The organism is Mesorhizobium sp. C399B, assembly GCF_030323185.1.
In the GTDB taxonomy this organism is placed as follows: domain Bacteria; phylum Pseudomonadota; class Alphaproteobacteria; order Rhizobiales; family Rhizobiaceae; genus Mesorhizobium.
Map to the genome: position 1 here is coordinate 1,873,684 of NZ_CP100472.1, position 19,793 is coordinate 1,893,476.

General features: G+C 61.6%; 15 protein-coding genes. 7 read left to right on the top strand and 8 right to left on the bottom strand.

Annotation, left to right across the window (positions count from 1 at the left end; all coding sequences use genetic code 11):
• Positions 1-49: 49 nt before the first annotated feature.
• A complete protein-coding gene (gene wecC, locus NLY36_RS08845; RefSeq protein ID WP_023686301.1) occupies positions 50-1,387 on the bottom strand; it encodes a UDP-N-acetyl-D-mannosamine dehydrogenase in 1,338 nt (445 codons plus the stop codon).
• The gene (gene wecB / locus NLY36_RS08850; protein WP_023686302.1) at positions 1,380-2,534 is read right to left on the bottom strand and encodes a non-hydrolyzing UDP-N-acetylglucosamine 2-epimerase; all 1,155 of its coding nucleotides are present in this window, start codon (positions 2,532-2,534) and stop codon (positions 1,380-1,382) included. The genes wecC and wecB overlap by 8 nt, the downstream gene beginning before the upstream one ends.
• Before the next feature lie 609 nt (positions 2,535-3,143).
• On the opposite strand from wecB, the gene NLY36_RS08855 reads away from it, so the two are divergent.
• Entirely contained in the window at positions 3,144-4,184 is a 1,041-nt protein-coding gene (locus NLY36_RS08855; RefSeq protein WP_245260175.1) for a glucosamine inositolphosphorylceramide transferase family protein, read from the top strand.
• A gap of 42 nt (positions 4,185-4,226) precedes the next feature.
• Here NLY36_RS08855 and NLY36_RS08860 read toward each other — a convergent pair whose 3' ends face one another.
• A complete protein-coding gene (locus NLY36_RS08860) occupies positions 4,227-5,330 on the bottom strand; it encodes an acyltransferase family protein (RefSeq protein WP_198020820.1) in 1,104 nt (367 codons plus the stop codon).
• A gap of 256 nt (positions 5,331-5,586) precedes the next feature.
• Between NLY36_RS08860 and NLY36_RS08865 the strand changes: the two genes are divergently transcribed.
• The 5 genes from NLY36_RS08865 to NLY36_RS08885 all read left to right on the top strand — a co-directional run bounded on the left by NLY36_RS08865 (position 5,587) and on the right by NLY36_RS08885 (position 11,801).
• Positions 5,587-6,849, top strand: a complete 1,263-nt coding sequence (locus tag NLY36_RS08865; RefSeq protein ID WP_023671794.1) for a VpsF family polysaccharide biosynthesis protein — start codon at positions 5,587-5,589, stop codon at positions 6,847-6,849.
• A 218-nt stretch (positions 6,850-7,067) separates the two neighbouring features.
• A complete protein-coding gene (locus NLY36_RS08870) occupies positions 7,068-8,681 on the top strand; it encodes a GumC family protein (protein WP_031197769.1) in 1,614 nt (537 codons plus the stop codon).
• A gap of 58 nt (positions 8,682-8,739) precedes the next feature.
• Positions 8,740-9,789, top strand: a complete 1,050-nt coding sequence (locus NLY36_RS08875) for a glycosyltransferase (protein WP_245260176.1) — start codon at positions 8,740-8,742, stop codon at positions 9,787-9,789.
• A gap of 171 nt (positions 9,790-9,960) precedes the next feature.
• Positions 9,961-10,689, top strand: a complete 729-nt coding sequence (locus tag NLY36_RS08880) for a HemK/PrmC family methyltransferase (protein ID WP_031249018.1) — start codon at positions 9,961-9,963, stop codon at positions 10,687-10,689.
• Entirely contained in the window at positions 10,686-11,801 is a 1,116-nt protein-coding gene (locus NLY36_RS08885; RefSeq protein WP_023734999.1) for a hypothetical protein, read from the top strand. Before NLY36_RS08880 ends, NLY36_RS08885 begins: the two co-directional genes overlap by 4 nt.
• 135 nt (positions 11,802-11,936) lie before the next feature.
• Here NLY36_RS08885 and nadE read toward each other — a convergent pair whose 3' ends face one another.
• From nadE to asnB, 4 genes are read right to left on the bottom strand one after another with little or no spacing between them, the layout of a single operon-like run.
• On the bottom strand, positions 11,937-12,941 hold the full coding sequence (gene nadE, locus NLY36_RS08890; protein ID WP_023735000.1) for an NAD(+) synthase: 1,005 nt from the start codon (positions 12,939-12,941) through the stop codon (positions 11,937-11,939).
• Positions 12,938-14,485: a class I adenylate-forming enzyme family protein gene (locus NLY36_RS08895; RefSeq protein WP_023735001.1), complete on the bottom strand. Its 1,548-nt coding sequence runs from the start codon at positions 14,483-14,485 to the stop codon at positions 12,938-12,940. The genes nadE and NLY36_RS08895 overlap by 4 nt, the downstream gene beginning before the upstream one ends.
• A 23-nt stretch (positions 14,486-14,508) precedes the next feature.
• Complete coding sequence (locus tag NLY36_RS08900; RefSeq protein WP_023696872.1) at positions 14,509-14,769, bottom strand: acyl carrier protein; 261 nt, start codon at positions 14,767-14,769, stop codon at positions 14,509-14,511.
• A gap of 25 nt (positions 14,770-14,794) precedes the next feature.
• A complete protein-coding gene (gene asnB / locus NLY36_RS08905; protein ID WP_023735002.1) occupies positions 14,795-16,732 on the bottom strand; it encodes an asparagine synthase (glutamine-hydrolyzing) in 1,938 nt (645 codons plus the stop codon).
• Between the two features lie 298 nt (positions 16,733-17,030).
• On the opposite strand from asnB, the gene NLY36_RS08910 reads away from it, so the two are divergent.
• Positions 17,031-17,900 carry a hypothetical protein gene (locus NLY36_RS08910; RefSeq protein ID WP_023735003.1) on the top strand — a complete coding sequence of 290 codons (870 nt, stop codon included), beginning with the start codon at positions 17,031-17,033 and terminating at the stop codon, positions 17,898-17,900.
• 207 nt (positions 17,901-18,107) lie between these two features.
• Here the strand turns inward: NLY36_RS08910 and amaB are convergent, their stop codons facing one another.
• Complete coding sequence (gene amaB / locus NLY36_RS08915; protein WP_023735004.1) at positions 18,108-19,622, bottom strand: L-piperidine-6-carboxylate dehydrogenase; 1,515 nt, start codon at positions 19,620-19,622, stop codon at positions 18,108-18,110.
• Positions 19,623-19,793 lie beyond the last annotated feature (171 nt).

Genomic DNA, 19,793 nt, shown 5'->3' on the forward strand with positions numbered 1-19,793 from the left:
CGGCGTGATGCCAATAGGGAGTGTTGCGCCCATGCCGGGTCATGCGAGTTCATGCCGCTTCTCCGGTGCGAGCGAGAGACTGCGAGCGTTCCATTTCGGATTTCTTGCCTTCGATGCGGGCGTCGGGCTTGCGCGCCTTGCGCCAGGTCCACAGGCCCCGTGTGTCGACGAGCTTCTTGTCCTTGAGCGCTTCGGGATCGATCAGATTGAATTGTCGATGGTCGACCAGCAGGACGACGATATCGGATTGGTCAATAGCGGAAAGTGCATCGGTGAACATGACGCCGCTGCCCTCGAGCTCGTGTGGCAACTGACGCGCATTGGGCTCGGCAGCGACGATCTTGATATTGGGAATCTTGGACAGAAGCTTAACAACCTCGACAGCCGGGCTCTCGCGCATATCGTCGATATTGGGTTTGAAGCTGAGGCCAAGACAGGCGATCGTCTGCTTGCGGGTCGGGTCGAGCAATGCCTCGATGTCCCTGACCACCGACAAGGGTCGCTCGGAATTGATGCGCCGTGCCGAACTGATCAGCCGCGTATTGTTCGGTGCGGCGTCGATGATAAAATACGGATCGATCGCAATGCAGTGGCCGCCCACGCCCGGGCTCGGCTGCAGGATGTTCACGCGAGGATGCCGGTTGGCGAGATCGATTACCTCCCAGACGTTGAGCGACAGATCCTGGCACACCGCCGCAAGCTCATTGGCGAAGGCGATATTGACATCGCGGAACGCATTTTCGGTCAGCTTAACCAGTTCCGCGCTTTCGGCCTGGGTTATGAACAGGTCGCCGGCGACGAAGCTTGAATAGAGTGCCGCTGTCCGCTCCGAAGACTTTCGGGACAGCCCGCCGATCGAGCGATCATTGTTGATCAGTTCCGTCAGCACCTTTCCCGGCAGCACGCGCTCGGGAGAGTAGGCGACCAGGACGTCAGCTTCCTCGCCATGTGCGACGGGAAATTTGAGATCGGGTCGCAGTTCCGCGAGCAGCGCTGTCATGACACGCGTCGTACCGACCGGCGATGTTGATTCCAGCACCACCAGGTCGTCCCGTTTTAGCACCGGAGCGATGCTTCGCGCTGCCGCAAGCACGTAGCTGACATCCGGCTTGCGGTCCGGGGTGATCGGAGTTGGAACGGCGATAATATAGGCATCGGCCGGCTGAGGCGTACTGAATGCCTTGAGCTTGCCATTGGCGACGACTTTCTGGATCAAACCATCCAGGTCCGGTTCGATGATGTGGATTTCGCCGCGGTTGACCTTCGCGACCACCGCCTCGTTGATATCGACACCGATGACATCGAGTCCGCGGCTGGCAAAAATGGCACAGGTCGGCAGGCCGATATAGCCCATGCCGATAACGGAAACGGTTTTGATTTCAGCCATGATTCAGCAATTCCTCAACGATCCGGCTCGCAGCTTGGCCATTGCCGTATGGATTGTGCCTCTCCGCCATGCCGCGATAGACGCTCTCATCATCGAGCAGGCTATTGGCATTGGCCAGAATTTTTTCGATATCGGTGCCGACCAGCCGGGCAGTACCAGCGGCGATCCCTTCGGGTCGCTCCGTGTTTTCCCGCATCACCAGCACCGGCTTGCCGAGTGAAGGCGCCTCTTCCTGCACGCCGCCGCTGTCGGTCAACACCAGGTAGCTCTGTTTCTGCAGGTACAGGAACGGCAAATAGTCCTGCGGGTCGATCAGGTGGATGTTCGGCACCGTCCCGATTTCGGCCTCGACCACGGAGCGCACATTCGGGTTGGGATGGACCGGGTAGATGATCTGCACATCCCTGCGCGCCGACAATGCCTTCAGCGCGGTGCAGATTCTCTGGATGCCGCCATCGAAATTCTCACGGCGATGACCGGTGACGAGTATCATTTTCTTGGTCGGATCGATGAAGGGGAAACGAGCGGCGAGCTTGGCGTTCATCAGCTTGTCGGCATCGATCTCGCTGGAGAAATGCAGCAGCGTGTCGATCACGGTATTGCCGGTTACGAAGATGGTGTTCGCAGCCTTTCCTTCGGCGATGAGATTGTCGCGCGCCTCGGTGGTCGGCGCAAAATGCCAGGTGGCGATGTTGCCGGCAATCTTGCGGTTCAGTTCCTCCGGAAAGGGAGAGTTGATGTTGTGGCTGCGTAATCCCGCCTCGATATGGGCAACCGGAATCCGCTTGTAGAAGGCAGCTAGAGCCGCGGTCATCGCGGTGGTTGTGTCGCCCTGGACGACGACGATGTCCGGCTTCGCCTTCTCCAGCACCCCCGCCATTCCGAGGAGCACGCGCGAGGTCACGTCGAACAACGTCTGACCTGGCTGCATGATGTTGAGATCGTAGTGCACCGGCAGGCCCGTCAGTTCAATGACCTGATTGACCATCTCGCGATGCTGGCCCGTCACACATATTTCCGTGGTGAAGCCTGGATGGGCGAGCGCGGCCCGCGCCACCGGAAAACATTTGAGCGCCTCCGGCCTCGTGCCGAACACGATCAGCAGTTTTCGCCTTGAGGGCAAGTTCGGATGTGAAACGGCGTTCATGGTTGACCCTGGTCACCGAAAGCGTGGGCGCCCGGCTGACATGTGCTTTCAGCCTAACAATAGCGCCCTGAACCGCCTTCGTATTCAAAAAAATTAACGTATGATTAACGCTAGAGTCCGCAGCCCCCCTTGGGCAACCCTTGCCAGGAACTGTGGGGAAAGATACCAGAGCAAAGCCATTTTTTGCTTTAACGAGAATAACTTGGGTTGACTAATATTTTAATCATCGGCCACGCCGTCGCATCCCGGCGCTGGGAAAATGAGCTTTTCATGCGGTTGGGTGCGGCAGGTTATGGGGTCTCGAGTTGCCACGCGCCGGCGCCGGCGCCAACCGCTCGGGGGCTGGACACTGTCTTGGCGATCGAGAGCCGGCGTTTCGGTCCCTCGCTGGCGGGCCAGTCCGAGCCGTTGCCGCCCATCGATCGCGGCCCTCCGGACCTCGTCATAGATCTCACTGCCAGCGCAACGGGGCAAGACGCGCCAGTCCTGAGGCTCGAATTTTGCGGTCGCAACAGCTTTCCAGCCGGCGTTGCCGCAATGTTGGCGAGCGGACAATTGCCTGAACTTGGCGCTCGCCTCGATGGCGTTGTCGTGGCCCAGGCTAGACCGATGCTGGCAGACAGGCTCTGGCTATCTCGAAGCTGCAACGACCTGCTCGCCGGCGCCATGTCGCTGATCATGCAAACCGTCGCCCGCTTCTTTGCGGGCAAGCTTGTGCCGGTAAGCGACAACCCGGTGCCGATCCTGAAGAACGACAGTTTTGTTCGACACTATGTGCCCTTTTTTGGCAGGGCTTTGATCGATCGCGCCGTGCAAAAAATCAGGCGGGGACGACGCCCCTTCTATTGGCAGGTTGCCTATCGGGTGATCGACGGACCAGGCATCGCCGAAACCGGGCAACTCGACGGCAAACCGTTCACAGTCCTGCCGGACGATGGCCAACGCTTCTATGCCGACCCGTTCGTCTTCGAGGCCGACCGCCGCCATCATCTGTTTGTCGAGGAATTCCCCTACGCGACGAGTCGCGGCGTGATTTCCGTCGCCGAGCTCGGTGACGATGGCACTTTCGGTGTTCCAAGGGTTGTATTGGAGGAAGCGCACCACCTGTCGTATCCGCAGGTGTTCGCACACGATGGCGAGATTTTCATGATCCCCGAAAGTGGTTCGGCTCGCGAACTTGTGCTCTATCGCGCCGCGCAGTTTCCCGACCGCTGGGTCCGCGACACGGTGCTGATGACGGACAGGGATTTCAACGACGCGACGCTGCTCGAATCCGACGGTCGCTTCTGGCTGGTTGGAACGGAGCGGTTCGGCTACGGCAGCGCATCGGACACGATGGCGGTCTATTGCGCGCCCTCGCTGCGCGGGCCATGGGTCGCCCATCCGCTCAATCCCATTGCCGTCGATCATTCGGCCACCCGGCCGGGCGGCGCCTTTATCCGCCAGGACGATGCCCTGGTGCTGCCGGTGCAGAACGGATCGAGGGCCTATGGCGGTGGTCTGGGGCTGATGCAGCTTGAGCGACTCGACGCGTCCGATGTCCGCTTCGCCTCGCCCCGGCCGATCGGCGCGGGTCCGGCATGGGCACGCACGGGCATTCATACGCTTAACCGCGCCGGCAATGTCGAGGTCGTGGACAGCGCGGGCTGACTGAAGCGCTGAAAGCCGTGACCGTCCCGTTGCTTGGCCTGCTTATTTGTTCTCCGTGGCAATATGAGGAAGCGGTGTGTTTCTCGTCTTCCTTCTGCCGTTCAGGGTCTGAAGAATCGGCTTCTCGATCATCTCGTAAATCACCAGACTGACGAGGCAGGCTGCCACGATGCTGACCACCGACACCAACAATACCGTTGTCGGATGCTCGTATCCGACGGTGCGTCTGGCCAGGTACGCCACAGCGCCGATCACGAAGATATGCGACAGATAAAGCGCGTAGGAAGCGTCGCCCAACTGCTCGAGAAGGCTCCAGTGCTTGAGTTTCGGCTCCAGAATGAGGCTGAGATGAAGCAGGCCCGCCGCCCACATTGCTTGTCCCGCGAAGCTGATCTGACCCAAGAGCGGCGTACCGTCATCGACGAATGAAAGCACCCCGCCCGCAGCGGTCATTACGCCGAATATCCAAGCATGGCGTATGTCGGAAGTGAAATCACCGTCCAAATAGCGCCGCCCTATCCACATACCGATGACGAATGCCACCGGAGAAGGGTTGAGATAGAACTGGATAACAGGGTTGGTGGGAGCCAGCCACAGCCCGGCTATCCACATCGTAATGAAAAAGACCGTCAGCACAAATACGCGCGAGGTCACGGACAGGAATGCGAACACCGCAAAAGCGATATAGAAAAACACCTCGTAATTGAGCGTCCAGCCGAGTGAGAGGATTGGACTGGCGCTATCCCGTCCAGGCGCTTCGTGAACAATGAAGAGGAGCGACTGAAGATAGTGGGGCCACGTAAAGACGGTCTTCTGGAAGAGACTTGGCGCGAGCGCCGCCAGAACCGCGGCGAGGCTGGTGAAAAGCCAGTAAAGGGGGATGATCCGGATTGCTCGGCGTTTCAGGAAGGTGGCAGCGGAAAACGGACCATCTCCCGTAATATGGACCATTATGAAACCGCTGATGACAAAGAACAGAACGACGCCCAGGCGGCCCGCCGTCACAATAATCAGATTGTCCACGCCAATCTGATAGGAAAAGGCGTGTGCGAACAGAACCAGCAAGGCGGCGCAGGCGCGAAGATACTGAATCGAATAGAACTTCTTCACCTTGATCTCCTGCGCTTTGCCGGCGCCTGATGCCATTGTGCCGTCCACAGGCAGCGCGTCGGACGCCGTGCAAAGCATCGCCATCAATACGACCGGCCAATTAAGTGTGGGTTACCGACTTCATGAAATAGCCCATGCCGGGCATCGCCACTGTTAAGATCGGGTTATCCATATTCCTTTACGTTCTTGCAGGAAAATGTACCCGGGGGTGCGTTCGTCCCCTGCCATCTCAATCGCAAGCCGCAACGCTGGTCAGATAATCGTGAGTGTCACCCCCACAGAGCAACAGTTCGTGACCGCGCAGGCCAGCCGCCAAGACGCCCTCACACTCCTGTTCTTTCTCCTCGCGGCCTTCGCTTTCCTGCTCCGCTCGACCATCTCTCCGCAATTGATGAATATGGTGATGTCCTATTCGACGGAGGGGGGGTCGTTTCCCGAAAAGCTGCATATCGGGACCTATGCCATCTTTCTGCTGCTTGTCGTCATCGCCACGACCCGGCCAATTCGGCTCGAAGGCGATGAAGTCAGGCTGTTCAAGGCGACATTGTTATATTCGCTGCTGCTGTTGTGGCTGGTGCCTTATCTCTTCGTGATAGGCCGTGCCGGCTCGGCCGGCTTCATAATCGATTCCTATCTGGTCTCTTGTGCCGCGGCGATGATCATGCTTGCCCTGGGTGACCATGTGCGCAGGGCGCTTGGCAATGTCATCGTCGGCATGATTGTCCTCAGCGCCATCATCGGAACGATCGAGGCCGTCACCCAGCATCGATTCCTGCCCTATCCCCTCGTTGAGCTGGACTTTCGGCCGATCGGACTGTCGGCCCATCCGCTGGCGCTGGGCGCGCTTTGCACCACCGCCATAGGTTTCGTTGCATTGACGCGGTGGCGTATCTGGGTGTGCGCGCTTTGCATCTTCATTCTCTTCATCGGCACGGCCGCTTCGGGCGCGCGCACCGCCCTGCTGCTCGCTTGCGGCGAGATCCTGTTCCTGCTCGTGTTCCTGCCTTGGCCGGACTTGTCACCCAGACATCAACGCCAGGCCAAACTCCTGGTGCTGATGCTGACGCTGGCCGGTGGCGCCATACTGATTGCGATACTCTTTTCGGCGGGGCTGCTGAACCGCTTCAGCAATACGCTCTTTGATCAAAATTACGATGCGCGCGTCAAGATCTACGATGTATTCAAGTTCGTTGAATGGAGGGACATCCTGCTTGGCATGAATCCCAACGAGTTGTTGAAGATCGTCAACGAAAAGCTCAACCTCCCCTTCATCGAAAGCACGCCGGTCGTTCTTACGCTTTTGTTTGGCCTGCCGATCGCCTTGCTCTTCGCGTTTGCTTTCTTCCGGTTCCTTTTCAAGCTCCTGCGCAATACGCCTCGGGCCGCCCATATCGCAGCGGCCGCGTCCATTCTCGCGGCATTGTCAAACAATGCCCTTTCTTCGAAGGCGCCGGATATCATGCTGCTCGTCATCTTGTTGCTCGCTTATCGAAAGCCGGATGGGCGCCAAACCGGCACGCCCCTTCAAGGCCAACCAGCATCAACAGCGACATGACGCCAAGCCCGCTCCTTGCGGGTGCCCTCGCGACGACCTCTTGTATTTCCATTTGAAACGCCTGCACGCTTTGCCAGGCTACGACGGGCGTGGCAGAATACCGACCAAGGGTGGATAGGTCGCTGTTCCGGAACGCGCCTGACACGCCTGGAAAATGAAATGTTAACGATGTTTCCGTAAAGCAGGCTGTGCGTATTGAATATTAAAGGGTTAGCATGATGTCCGCCGCTTCCGGTCCTCCTCCAGCCGCGGCCGCCGCCGGCATTAGCCCCTATGAACGGATCGAAAATGCGCGGCGCGCCAGCAGGCCAAAGCCGCAACAAACCGCGCCGATCATGGCACATGCGGCGGCACCCGCTGTAACGTCGGCCCCTGTAACGTCGGCCCCTGTAACGTCGGCCCCTGTGTCGCCTGCACCCGTGGCGCCGCCTGTAGCCGAGCCCGTCACGACGGTGACGCTCAACAAGATCGGAACCTTTCTCGAACTCGATTTCGGGCGTCTGTTTGTCTGGCTGCGCGCCGGCCTCGCTCTGGTATGCCTGCTGGCAATAGCCGGCGGGATCATCGGCGGTGCCTACGCTCTGCTGAGCAAGCAGCGCTACACCGTGACCACGGACATCCTCATCAATCCCGCCAATCTTCAGGTTGTTCCGAATGATCTTTACCCGCAATCGGCCCAGGTCGATGGACAGCTGCTCAGCGCGCGCAGCAAAGAGCGCATCTTGACCTCGGGCAGCGTGCTTTCACGTGTTGTAGACGATCTTGACCTGGCCAGTGACCCGGAGTTCTTCGACGCGGACCGAAGCCGCACAGGGACGGACGGCGCCAAACCCGACCCAAAGCTTACCGCCCTGAAGAACCTGGCGGAACGGGTTAGCAGCATCGCGGATGAAAAGTCGTTTGTCACGACCTTGATGGTATCGGCGGAAACCCCCGCTAAGGCGATCCTGATTTCGCAGGATATCGTCAAGACTTTCCAGGAAGAGCTGGCCAGCGCCGAGGCTTCCGGCGCCAGCCGTGCCGCGGCCGCGCTGGACGGGCGGCTGGGCCAGCTCAAGAGCGATGTGCAGGCGGCCGAAGAGAAGGTCGAGGCCTATAGGCGCAGCCACAATCTGGCCACCAGCAATGGGCAGCTTGTTTCCTCGCAAACCATGACCCAGCTCAACGGCCAGATCGTGGAGACGCAATCGCGCGTCATCGCCGCGCAGGCAAGTTACGACGCCCTGCTTGCCGCCGGCGCAAACGGCACCAATTCCGGTCCCGCCACGTCGGAGGCGCTTGTGGCGCTGCGCGCAACGGCCAACGGCCTGCGCCAGCAGATCGATTCGCAGTCGATGACCTTTGGCCCCCGTCATCCGTCGATCGTCAGGCTTAAGACGGAGTACAACACGGTCAGCGCGCAACTCAGCGCCGAATACGCGCGCACCCTGCGCTTGGCGAAGGTCAATCTCGATGCCGCCAAAACCTCGTCGGCCTCCCTCAATGCCAAGATGAATGACTTGAAGGGCAACGTGTTCTCGGATAGCGATTCCGAGGTCGCCTTGCGTGAGCTTGAACGTGACGCCGCGTCGAAGACGGCTATCTATGAGAGCTTCCTGTCGCGGGCACGCCAGATAACCGAGCGCGAACAGATCGACAGCACCAATGTGCAGGTGATTTCCACCGCAGTGCCGCCAAAGGGCCGTTCATGGCCCCCGCGCACCGTCGTGATGATCGGCCTGGGGGCCATTGGCGGCATGATCCTCGGCATGTTGCTCGCCATTACCCTGGGTATCGTGCGCGACATGCGGCTTCCGCCGAACCGCCCGGATGTCATTGCCAGCCGCGCCTGAAATGGCGAAGCGGATTGTCTTTCACATTGCCAGCCTCAGGGGCGGCGGCGCCGAGCGCGTGTTCGTCCTGATGGCGAACGAACTGGCATCGCGCGGCCACAACGTCACGCTTTTTACCTGGAACGCGCAGGGGCCCAATGCCGCCCTGCTTTCGCCTGCCGTACATCTGGTCGATTTCGGCCTCCTCATTCGCGGCGAGGGTTATGGCAAGTGGGCGACACTGAAAGGCATCGTGCGAAGCGCGGGCCTGCTTGGCCGCCTTTCTCCCGACGCGATCTACAGCGCCCCGGAATTCGCCAATCTGGTCGTGGCGTTGGCGCTTTCCCTCGCGGGAAGCAGGGCGCGGTTCTTCCCGAGTTTCCACGCCGCCGCCTCACTGCCTTCCGGCAGCCTTGGCGCGAAAATGGCGGTCTGGCTTTCGGCCCTGGTTGCGGCCCGCGCCACCAGAGCCATCGCGGTTTCTGAGGGTGTCGGCGGCGATCTTGTGGCCCGAGGCTTCCCGAAATCCAAGGTCGTGGTCATCAACAACCCGCTGCCGCCGGCTGCGGCATCCCAGCAACGCTCCTACGCCTGGCAGGCAGAGCTCGCGGCGCTGGGCGACGGCCCCGTCATCATCACCGCCGGACGCCTGGTGCCGGTTAAGGATCATTGGACGTTGCTGCGGGCCTTCGCTGTGCTGCGCGCCGGCCGCCGGGCTCGGCTTGTCATCTTCGGCGAGGGTCCGCTGGCCGACGAGCTGCGCGCCTATGCCGAAGAATCCGGTATCGGCGCAGACGTTCTGTTTGCGGGCTATGTCAATGATCCGGCGGCCTGCTACGCCGTAGCTGACTTGTTCGTCCTATCATCGACCAGCGAGGGCTTTGGCAATGTTCTGGTCGAGGCCATGGCAGCGGGGATTCCGGTGGTCGCCACGGACGCGCCGCACGGCCCGCGCGAAATACTTGATGACGGCCGCTTCGGCGCCCTGGTGCCGGTCGGCGATGCTGCGGCCCTGGCAGTGGCGATGGCCGGAATGCTCGACCAGCCGACAACCGCCGCGATCCTGAAAAGCAGGGCGGCGGATTTCGAAATTGAAAAGATCGGAGACCGGTACGAGGCGTTGCTCTGAATTAGCGCATGGATCGGCTTGCGGCGGCACAGGAATTCGCCATCGATGAGACAGGACGCCGCCAACATAGGCCGGTTACTCCCAATCCAATCATGATATTTAATATCAGTTTACCCAGAGTTGGTAACAACAGGGAACCCGCGTTTCATCCCCTCAGCATAGGGAATTTCCTTGCCGCAGCATCACAGCCTTCCTGCCGGCCGTGCAAACGATCGCAATTGGCCGAGATTGCACCGCCTCATGCGGGTTGAGCTGGAACTCGCGCCTGACGTTCTGGTGCCGCGAGCCGAAACGGAACTGCTTGGCCGGACGGCCGCGGCCATTCTTGGCGAACAGGCGCACGAAACGATCCTGATCGACATGTGCTGCGGCAGCGGCAATCTTGCCGTGGGCATCGTCAGCGAATGTCCTCGGGCTCGGCCATGGGCGGCGGACCTGACCGACAGCACGGTTTCGCTTGCCCGCCGCAATGTTGTGCGCCTCGCCCTGCAGGACAGGATCAAGGTCCGGCAAGGCGACCTATTTGCCGCGATCGAGGGGGACGGCCTCCACGGCGCTGCCGACATGGTCGTGTGCAACCCGCCCTATATTTCGTCGTCCCGTCTCGATAGCGAAAGCGCGCATCTGTTGGAGAACGAACCTCGGGAAGCTTTCGGCGGCCGCCCTTACGGTATTTCGATCCTCCAAAGGCTGGTCCGGGATGCCGCAGCTTTCCTCAAGCCAGGCGGATGGCTGCTGTTTGAGTTCGGCGAAGGTCAAGATCGGCAGATAGCAACCCTTTTATCGAGAACGAAATCCTACGAAACCCCAACCTTTGCCGTGACGGCCGACGGCCAGCCCCGTGTCGCCATGGCGCGCAAACATGGTGGCCGGGTTCCCGGAACCGGGAGCCCGGCGTGAGCGTCGTCCGCGCCCTCGATCAGGCCGACCTTGCGGCCGTCGCGGGCATGTTTCAACGCATGCTGCGCAAGAAGCGGGGGCCAGCGCCGGCCTCCCTCGTCGATTACATGAGGCGGTTTTATCTGGACGCACCCGACTGGGGCAGCGGGCTCCGTTCGCTTGTCCATGTCAATGACGCCGGCCAGGTTTCCGGGTTCGTCGGCGTTCATGCGCTGCCGATGAAATTCAACGGCCGGCAGCTCTACGCTGCCATCTGCAGCTCGCTGATGGTCGAGGATCACGAGACCGATCCGATGGCCGGTGCCCGCCTGTTGAAGGCCTTCCTCGATGGTCCGCAGGACATCTCCTTCAGCGAAACCGCCAATGATACGTCCGTGAAACTGTGGACGCGGCTTCGCGGCGTGGTGCTGCCGCAATACAGCCTTGACTGGGTTCGCGTGATGCGGCCGGCGACCTTCATGCTCAGCCTTTTTGCCAATCACATGAAGCTTGCCTGGATGTTCAACCCGCTCGCCCGGATCGTCGACCGGCTCTACCTTCGCAAAATGAAGGGCCGTCAACGACGCTGGACCGGCGTCGTCGCCAACGCATCGAGCCGGGGGGCATTTCGGACCTCCGAGATCGACAGCGGCAGCTTTGCGGGGCTGCTGGAGCCGCTTTGCGCCCAATCTCCGCTACGTCCGCAGTGGGCGGAAGGTCAGCTCAACCATATTCTGGGCGATGCGGCGCAAAAGCCGGATTTCGGAGAGCTTGTCTACGTGTCGGTGGCATCGCCGAACGGCGCCAATGTCGGCGCTTTCGCCTATTACGCGCGACCGGACGGGATCGGCCGCGTGCTGCAGGTCCTCGCTCTTCCCGGCCAGGCCGGGCCGGTGATCGATTGCCTGGTCGAGCATGCCGCCCGGCGCGGTGTCTCCGGCTTGCGCGGCCGCGTCCAGCCCGCACTTCTGGAGGCCATGCTTGTAAGACGCATAGCCTTCATACCGGTCGCCTCGACCGTCGTGCATTCACGCGATCCCGAGCTTCTGGATGCCATGAAGAACGCGCAGGTCTTTCTGAACGGGCTTGCGGGCGAGCAGTGGAGCCAGTTGATCGGCGGCCGCTTCACCTGAAGCGTTCCGCCTAGAGCAATTCCAGGAAAGGGTGCGCGGTTTTCCGTCCGGAATTGCGTAAAGACAAGAGCTTAGTATTTCTTTCATGCATGTCGTATCGCAAGACCGGATCACTTTTGCTCGATATGCATCAGGTCAGGAGCCGACTTCGTCCACGCCGTCAACGAGCTGCGGGCGCAGGTGCAGATAGCGCGTTGCCTTTCGCTTGGCGGCGATGTCGGCCCAGACGCGTTCGATCTGTGAGGCGGCCAATCCCGCCGCTTGCCCTACCATCTCGGCGGACACGCCGTTGTTGAGGCCGTAGAGACACAGATCCATCCGATCGTAAGGCAGGGAGAAGTAGAATTCTTCCTGCGTCTGCGCCAGCGAGTAGGTGTCGGTGGTCGGCGGCCGGTTGCGGACCTCCTCCGGAATGCCGAGATAGGCGGCTAGCGCATAGACCTGCGTCTTGTAGAGATGCGCGATCGGCTTGACGTCGGCGGCGCCGTCGCCGTTCTTGACGAAGAACCCCTGGTCGTATTCCAGCCGGTTCGGTGTGCCGAGCACGGCGAAGTTCAGCCGGTCGGCATGATAATATTCGAGCTGCTTGCGGGTGCGCTGCTTCATGTTGGTGGCGGCAACGATGCCGAGATAGACCGCCACCGGCATCCGCAGTTTCGTCTGCTTGCCTTGCGGGTCCTGCACCACCAGCGACGAGATGTTGTAGCCCTCGCCTTCGAGCACGTTCGCGATCACGATCTTGGAGGCCCAGCCCTTGCCATAGTCCGGGACCATTTCGCGGATGAAGGCGTCGCGGCGTTCATAGCAGCCCATTGCCCGCAGGGTCGGCCCGATATCCTCCACAACGGCCTCGACGCCGAAAGTGTCGGCGACCAGATGGCCGAGCCGCAGGCTCTCGGGGTCGGAATCGCTTTCCGGCATGAGGACGCACAGCACATTCTGGTGGCCGACGGCCCGCGCGGCCAATGCAGCCGAAACGCTGGAATCTATACCGCCCGAAAGACCGAGCACGAGGCCGCGCTTGCGAATGCCGCGCAACTGCTCGCGCAGGGCCGCCACGATCCTGTCCGTTTCGGCGGCGGGATCGATGGCCAGGGCTTGCGTGAAGGCCGGCGCATCCTGGGTTGAGCCGATGTTCATTGCTCGGCCTCCATCATCTCAGCCGCGAGCCGGCGGCTGATCTTGCCCGACTCCGTCTTCGGTAATTCGCTGCGGAACTCTATGATTTTGGGGACCATGAAATCCTCCAGGTGGCGCGCGCAGTGACGAATGATGTCCTTTCCGCCAAGCGCCGGATCGGACCGCACGACGAGCGCGCCGATCGCATGCCCCAGCACCGGATCCGGCACGCCGACGACCACCGCTTCCGCGATACCTGGATGGGCGTGGAGCACGGCCTCCACTTCCTTGGGGGCGACCTTCTCGCCACGCGTCTTGATGATGTCGTCCTTACGCCCGACAAAATAGAGAAAGCCGTCCTCGTCGGTCTGGAACAGGTCGCCCGTATAGAGCACCTTTTCCCAAGGGTTAGGCCCCGGCCGGAGCGCTCGTTCGGTCGCGGCCTTGTTGCGCCAATAGCCCTGCATCACGTGCGGACCGCGGATGACTAGCTCACCTGCCACGCCCGCCGGCACGCGTTGTCCAAGGTCGTCGACGACAAAGGCTTCCGTGTTGGGGATGGCTATGCCGACCGACCCTGGCCGGCGGTCAAGTTCCTCGGGTGGCAAATAGGTGCAGCGCTTGCATTCGGTCAGCCCATACATCGAATAGATCCGGACGCCGGGCAGCAGCGAGCGCAGGCGTTCTATGTGGGCTGGCGGCAAGGCGGCCGCGGTGTTGGAAATATAGCGGAGGCTGGGCAGGAAACCCGGAGCCAGATCACGCATCTGCAGGATCATCGCCGCCATGGTAGGCACCAGCGGAAGGCCGGTGACGCCCTCTTTGCGGATGCGTTCGAAGATCTCGTGCGGGAAGGCGAAGGACTTCTCGAGCACCAGCGTGGCCCCGAGCCTGACTGCCATCAGCAACTGGTAGAGGCCATAGTCGAAGGCAAGCGGGAGGACGTTCAGGATGATGTCGTCCGGCGCGTTGCGCAGATAGGTGGCGATCGACCCCGCGGCAGCGTCGCAATTGCGATGCGTCATCATCACACCCTTGGGCCGGCCGGTCGAACCTGACGTGTAGATCAGCATCGCAAGGTCGACGTCGATGCCGCGATGGTTTACCTCCGCGCCATCGAACGTCAGGCAGTCAGTCAGGGACGCGGCCCCTGCCGGGCATTGCCCATCGGACCCAGGGGTGGAAGCCACGAAGATGCCGGGCTTGCCTTGCGATGCGCAGGCTTCGGTGACCACGGGCATCAGCTTCGCCTGCGTCAGGACCGCCCTGGCGTCGCAATCGGCGATGACGTAACCGAGCTTGTCGGCCTTTGTGGAGGGGTTGATCGGACTGAAGGTCGCACCTGCCTTGAGTGCGGCAAAGATCGATACGGCCGCCTCCCAGCAATTGTCCATGAAGATCAGAACGCGGTCGTCGCGCCTGATCCCATTCATGAAGAGAGCGGTGGCCAGCCGGCTCGAAAGGTCGTCGAGTTCTTCGTAGCTCAGCCTTTTGCCCTTGGTGACCAATGCCGTCTTGGCCGGGTGGGCAGCAGCCTTCGCCACCAGAAAATGCTCGATCCGCACGGGACGTTCCTCGCCGTTGGCGCTTACGCTGCCAGCGTTTGTGCTCTCGCCTCGATGAAGGACGAGATGCGGTCAAGCGAGTCCAGGTTGGCCGGAACGATGTCGGCGTCCACCATCGCGATGCCGAAATTGTCCTCGATGAAGGCCACCAGCTCAAGTACCGCAGTCGAGTCGATAATGTCGTTCTCGATCAGCGAGGCTGAATCCGACAGTTTGTAGGAGGTGTCGCCGAACAGGAAGTTGTCGACGATAAAGCTTCTGACCCTGTCCTTGATTGCCGTCATCGTGTCTTTCCTTTTCCTCGCCGTCTCAGGCCGCTCTTGCCGCGCCGACCGCTTGGCCGGCGAAATTCTTCTGCCACAGCTGCGTCGACAGAATGCCGACGAAGGCGGCGTTGTCGCGAAATCCGGTCGCGGTCTCCATGCGGCATTTCTCGTGGAGCTTGGCCACCGCCTTGGCGTTGAACAGGCCGCCGGCGGTAATGCTCGCCTCGCCCAGGCAGTCACGAACATAGTCTAGTTCCTCCGCCCCGACGAAGGAGCGGGCCTCCGGGGCGCGGTAAGGTTGCTTGGTGCGTTTGCCGATCGTCGCCGGAAGGTGGTGCCTGGCCACCTTGCGCAATATGTGCTTCTCCATCAAGCCTTGCAGTTTCATCTCCGGCGGAAGTCTTGCCGCGAACTCTACCACGCGATGATCCAGGAAAGGAAACCGCCCTTCGATGCCGTGCGCCATGGCCATCCGATCGCCTTGGCTGGAGAGGATGTAGCCGGGCAGGAGGAAGCGGGTTTCGAGATACTGCGCCTGATGCAGCGGATGCCATAGGGAAAACGCCTCGGGCAGGCGGCTGGTCAGCTCTTCAGCCGCGTCATAGCCCTTCAACGTCGCACGCAGATCGCCGGAAAAGAAGATTTTCGCCGCCGCCGTGGTCTTGAAGCGTGGCCGATGCGAGAACAGCGGATCGTCGAGGGCAGCGTTGCTGGTGCCGAAGAAGGCAGCCAGATACTCCACCGATTGCTGTTGCAGGCCCGGCAGATACGGGTAAAGCCGGCGGAACAGCTGCGGCCTTATGCGCGATGTGGGCTGCCGCCCGCAGAACCGGCGGACACGCGCCTCCTTGAAGACGTCGTAGCCGGCGAAGACCTCGTCGGCGCCTTCACCCGTCAGCACCACCTTCAGGCCGGCCTGGCGAACCAGGGCGGATAATTTGTAGAGTGGCGCTGGCGCCGTGCGGATGATCGGCCGCTCGGCAAAGCGGACGACCTCAGGAAAGACCCCGGCGATATCGCGGGCGCCGCATTCTATGGCGTGGTGGCGCGTGCCGAGCGCCGAGGCCATTTCGATCTGAAAGGCGCTTTCGTCATGCTCGGCGCTGTCGAAGGTTACGGAAAATGTCTCCAGTCTCCGAGGAGTCATGCCGGCGGCAAGCGCCGAAACGAGCGACGAATCGAGCCCTCCGGAAAGATAGGAACCGACCGGCACGTCGGCCCGCATGCGAAGCCTCACCGCATCGGTCAGAAGGGCTTGCAACTCCTCTGCCGCGTGGTCCTCGTTCGTGATCTTCGACGGCTCATCACGATGCGGATAGTCCAGGTGCCAGTACCGCTTGACCGTGACCTGCCCCTGCGTCGCAATCATCACACTTGCCGGTTCCAACTCGTGGATATTGCGGAACGCCGTGCGCGGAGCGATCGGCGCCCACAGCGTAAAGATCTGGTCCAGCGCAATCGGATCAATTTCAGCGGAGACGCCCGGGACCTTCAACAGGGCTTTGATCTCCGAGGCAAAGTAAAGCACCCCGTCCTTGCTTGTGTAGAACAGCGGCCGGACACCCATCCGGTCTCGTGCAAGCACCATTCGTCGCTGCCGATTGTCCCATATCGCCAAGGCGAAATCACCGTTCAGGAGAGACAAGCAGTCTTCGCCCATCTCCTCATAGAGCTGAAGGATGACCTCTGTGTCGCTCGACGTCCGAAAGTGCCGGCCCTTGGCGATCAGCCCTTCGCGCAGTTCTATGTAGTTGAAAATCTCGCCGTTGAACGCAATCGTCAAATTGCCGGCCTCGTCGGACATCGGTTGCTGGCCATCGCCGATGCCGATCACCGACAGCCGCGCATGCCCGAGCCCGGCATCGGGTGCTACGAATTTCCCTTGCTCATCCGGCCCACGATGGGCAATTGCGGCTACCATGTGCGTGAGCAAAGCTTCCGCATCCCGGATTGACCCGAAATAACCCCCGAATCCACACATCCCTTGAACTCATATTGAACGCTAAGGTGCGGAACATAACCTCGATAGTGGCATCTGGGGTTAATCCGATAATTTCACCGAGCATGTGGTTAACAAGAAGTTTGCCACGAGGTGGTCTTCGTGGCTAGGACGCGATGGCTCTCCATCACCTCGCGGTTGCGGCCGTAATAGCTGGAACGATAGCCCAGGCTCGCTCTAGGCCTTTTGTCCGGGTTGGCATGGCTGGACACGGGCGGCTAAGGCTGGAAATGTGATTGCACGTCTTCGCTGCCGGGGGGCTGGCCGGAGGACGAGGAGGATGGCGCTGAATTTCGAATATATTGCCGGCCATCCGGCGCTGCACCGTCATGTCGAGGCGCAGTCGAAGGCGCTGCTGCATATCTATGAAACGAGCCCACGCCTGGCCGCCGTGTTCGCCACGCAACAGCGCTGGTTGCTGGCTCACACCGGCCTAGCCCTGCATTTCGCCCGCGACCCGCGCGATCCCCGCACGGAACTGACACTGGCCCGCTTCATCGATGCCGTGCTTCACTATTCCGTCGCTAGCCGCAACACGGCCGAAGCCTTCATCAAGGAGATGCTGCACTATCACATCATCGAATACCTGCCGCACACCGGTGACGGACGAGCCCACCCGTTTCAGGTGACGGCAGCGACGCTGAAGGAATTCGACGGCTGGGTGGTTGCGCATCTGCGCACGCTCGACGGTCTCGACAGCGGCAGCCGCCTCGCCGCCTTTCTCGAGCAGCACGGCATGATTTCCAGGCTGCAGCCGCTGGTGGCGGAAGGCCTGCTCTCCTCCAACCCTGTGCGTGAGCCCAAGCAGACGTTTTCGCTGTTCATCTGGCTCAACAATGGCGGCATCGTCATGGATTGGCTGATGTCTGGCATCGATCCCGACAATGCCGGCCTCGACCGGATCCCGACCAGCGTGGTTTCGATCGGCGAATTCGCCAGTTGGCTAAAACTCTCGCGCACCCATCTTGCGCGCAAATTGCGCGACGCCGAAAAGCTCGGCAGCGTCGGCTGGCTGGGCCGGCGCGGGCATTCCGTAATGTGGGTCTCGAACAGCTTCTACCAGGAATACATGACCGTCCAGGCCGCCAAGCTTGCCGTTATCGATGCCGCGTTCGAGGCCTGCCGACCGGCGTCGCCGCACGCTGGCTGAACGTTCGGCGCAGACGCTGTTGCGCAGCCGGTCGTGCCGACCGCGAGGACCCGTCCGGGCGCATGGCCGAGGTGGCCTTTCCGCCGTCGGGATACGGACATCTGGACAGCGGGGGCGAAGCCTGAAAGCGGAACGATCCGCGCGAGCGGCAGCGATCCGCCCGACGGGTTCGGGTGGATCAACTGGTCAAAAGCCGGGCGCAGCATCTCAATCGATGTCGAATGACACGCCCTGCGCCAGCGGCAGCGCCTTGGAATAGTTCACCGTGTTGGTGGCGCGGCGCATATAGGCCTTCCAGGCATCGGAGCCGCTCTCGCGGCCGCCGCCGGTTTCCTTCTCGCCGCCGAACGCGCCGCCGATCTCGGCGCCCGACGTGCCGATGTTGACGTTGGCGATGCCGCAATCCGAACCATCGACGCCGAGGAAGCGCTCGGATTCCTGCAGGTCGCGGGTGAAGATCGACGACGACAGTCCGGCGCCGACCGCATTGTGCTCGTCGAGCACGGCATCGAAATCGGAATATTTCATCACGTAGAGGATCGGCGCGAAGGTTTCTTCGGTGACGGGAGCCACCTGCTTCGGCATTTCGACCAGCGCCGGATGCACGTAATAAGCATCGGGATGGCCATTCTCGACCCGCGAACCGCCGGTCAGCTTGCCACCGTGAGCGGTGGCTTCCTTGAGCGCCTTCTGCATGGCGTCGAAGGCCGCCTTGTCGATCAGCGGCCCGACGAGCGAAGACGTCTCCAGCGGATTGCCCACCGAGACGCTCTCATAGGCCTTCTTCAGCCGCGGCAGCAGCGCGTCATAGACGCTGTCATGCACGAACAGGCGCCGCAGCGTCGTGCAGCGCTGGCCCGCGGTGCCCATGGCGCCAAAGGCGATGGCGCGCAGCGCCATGTCGAGATCGGCGGTCGGGCAGACGATGCCGGCATTGTTGCCGCCGAGCTCGAGCACGGCGCGCGCAAAGCGCTTGGCCAGCCGCGGGCCGACATCCCGGCCCATGCGGGTCGAGCCGGTGGCAGAAACCAGCGCCACCTTCGGGTGGTCGACCAGGATCTCGCCGACGGAGCGGTCGCCAATCAGCACCGGTGCCAGGCCCTGCGGCGCATCGGCGCCGAAGCGCTTGACCGCGCCGGCAAAAATCGCCTCGCAGGCGAGCGCCGTCAGCGGCGTCTTTTCCGAGGGCTTCCACACCACGGCATCGCCGCAGACCAGCGCCAGCGCCGCGTTCCACGACCACACCGCGACCGGGAAGTTGAAGGCCGAAATGACGCCGACGACGCCGAGCGGATGCCAGGTCTCCATCATGCGATGTCCCGGACGCTCGGTGGCGATAGTCAGACCGTAGAGCTGGCGGGAAAGGCCGACGGCGAAATCGCAGATGTCGATCATTTCCTGGACTTCGCCGAGGCCTTCCGACGGGATCTTGCCGACCTCGACCGACACCAGCCGGCCAAGCTCGGTTTTGTGCGCGCGCAACTCCTCGCCGAGCAGCCGCACCAGTTCGCCGCGCCGGGGACCCGGCACCATCCGCCAAACCTGGAACGCCGTGTGCGCGGCATCGATGGTCTTGGCCGCATCGGCCGGCGAAATCGTCTTCAGCGCCGCGATCTGTTCACCCGTCACCGGACTGCGCACGACGAGGTCGCCGCCGGTCAGCGCGTCCTTGGCCACACCCAGTTTCGCCAGAAGTTCGGCCGTTTCCTTCGCTATCGTCATTTTCATCCCTTTCAGATCCGCTCGCCATCATAGGGCGGCGGTCGAGCCTTGGCGCCATTATCGCCCCGCATGCCGCAGGCGCTGTCATGGCGTGCCATTACTCGGTTCAGGGGAAAATCGCCACCCCGGCATGGTCCAAGCCGGGATTGCACGATTGAGCCAGAGGAGAAA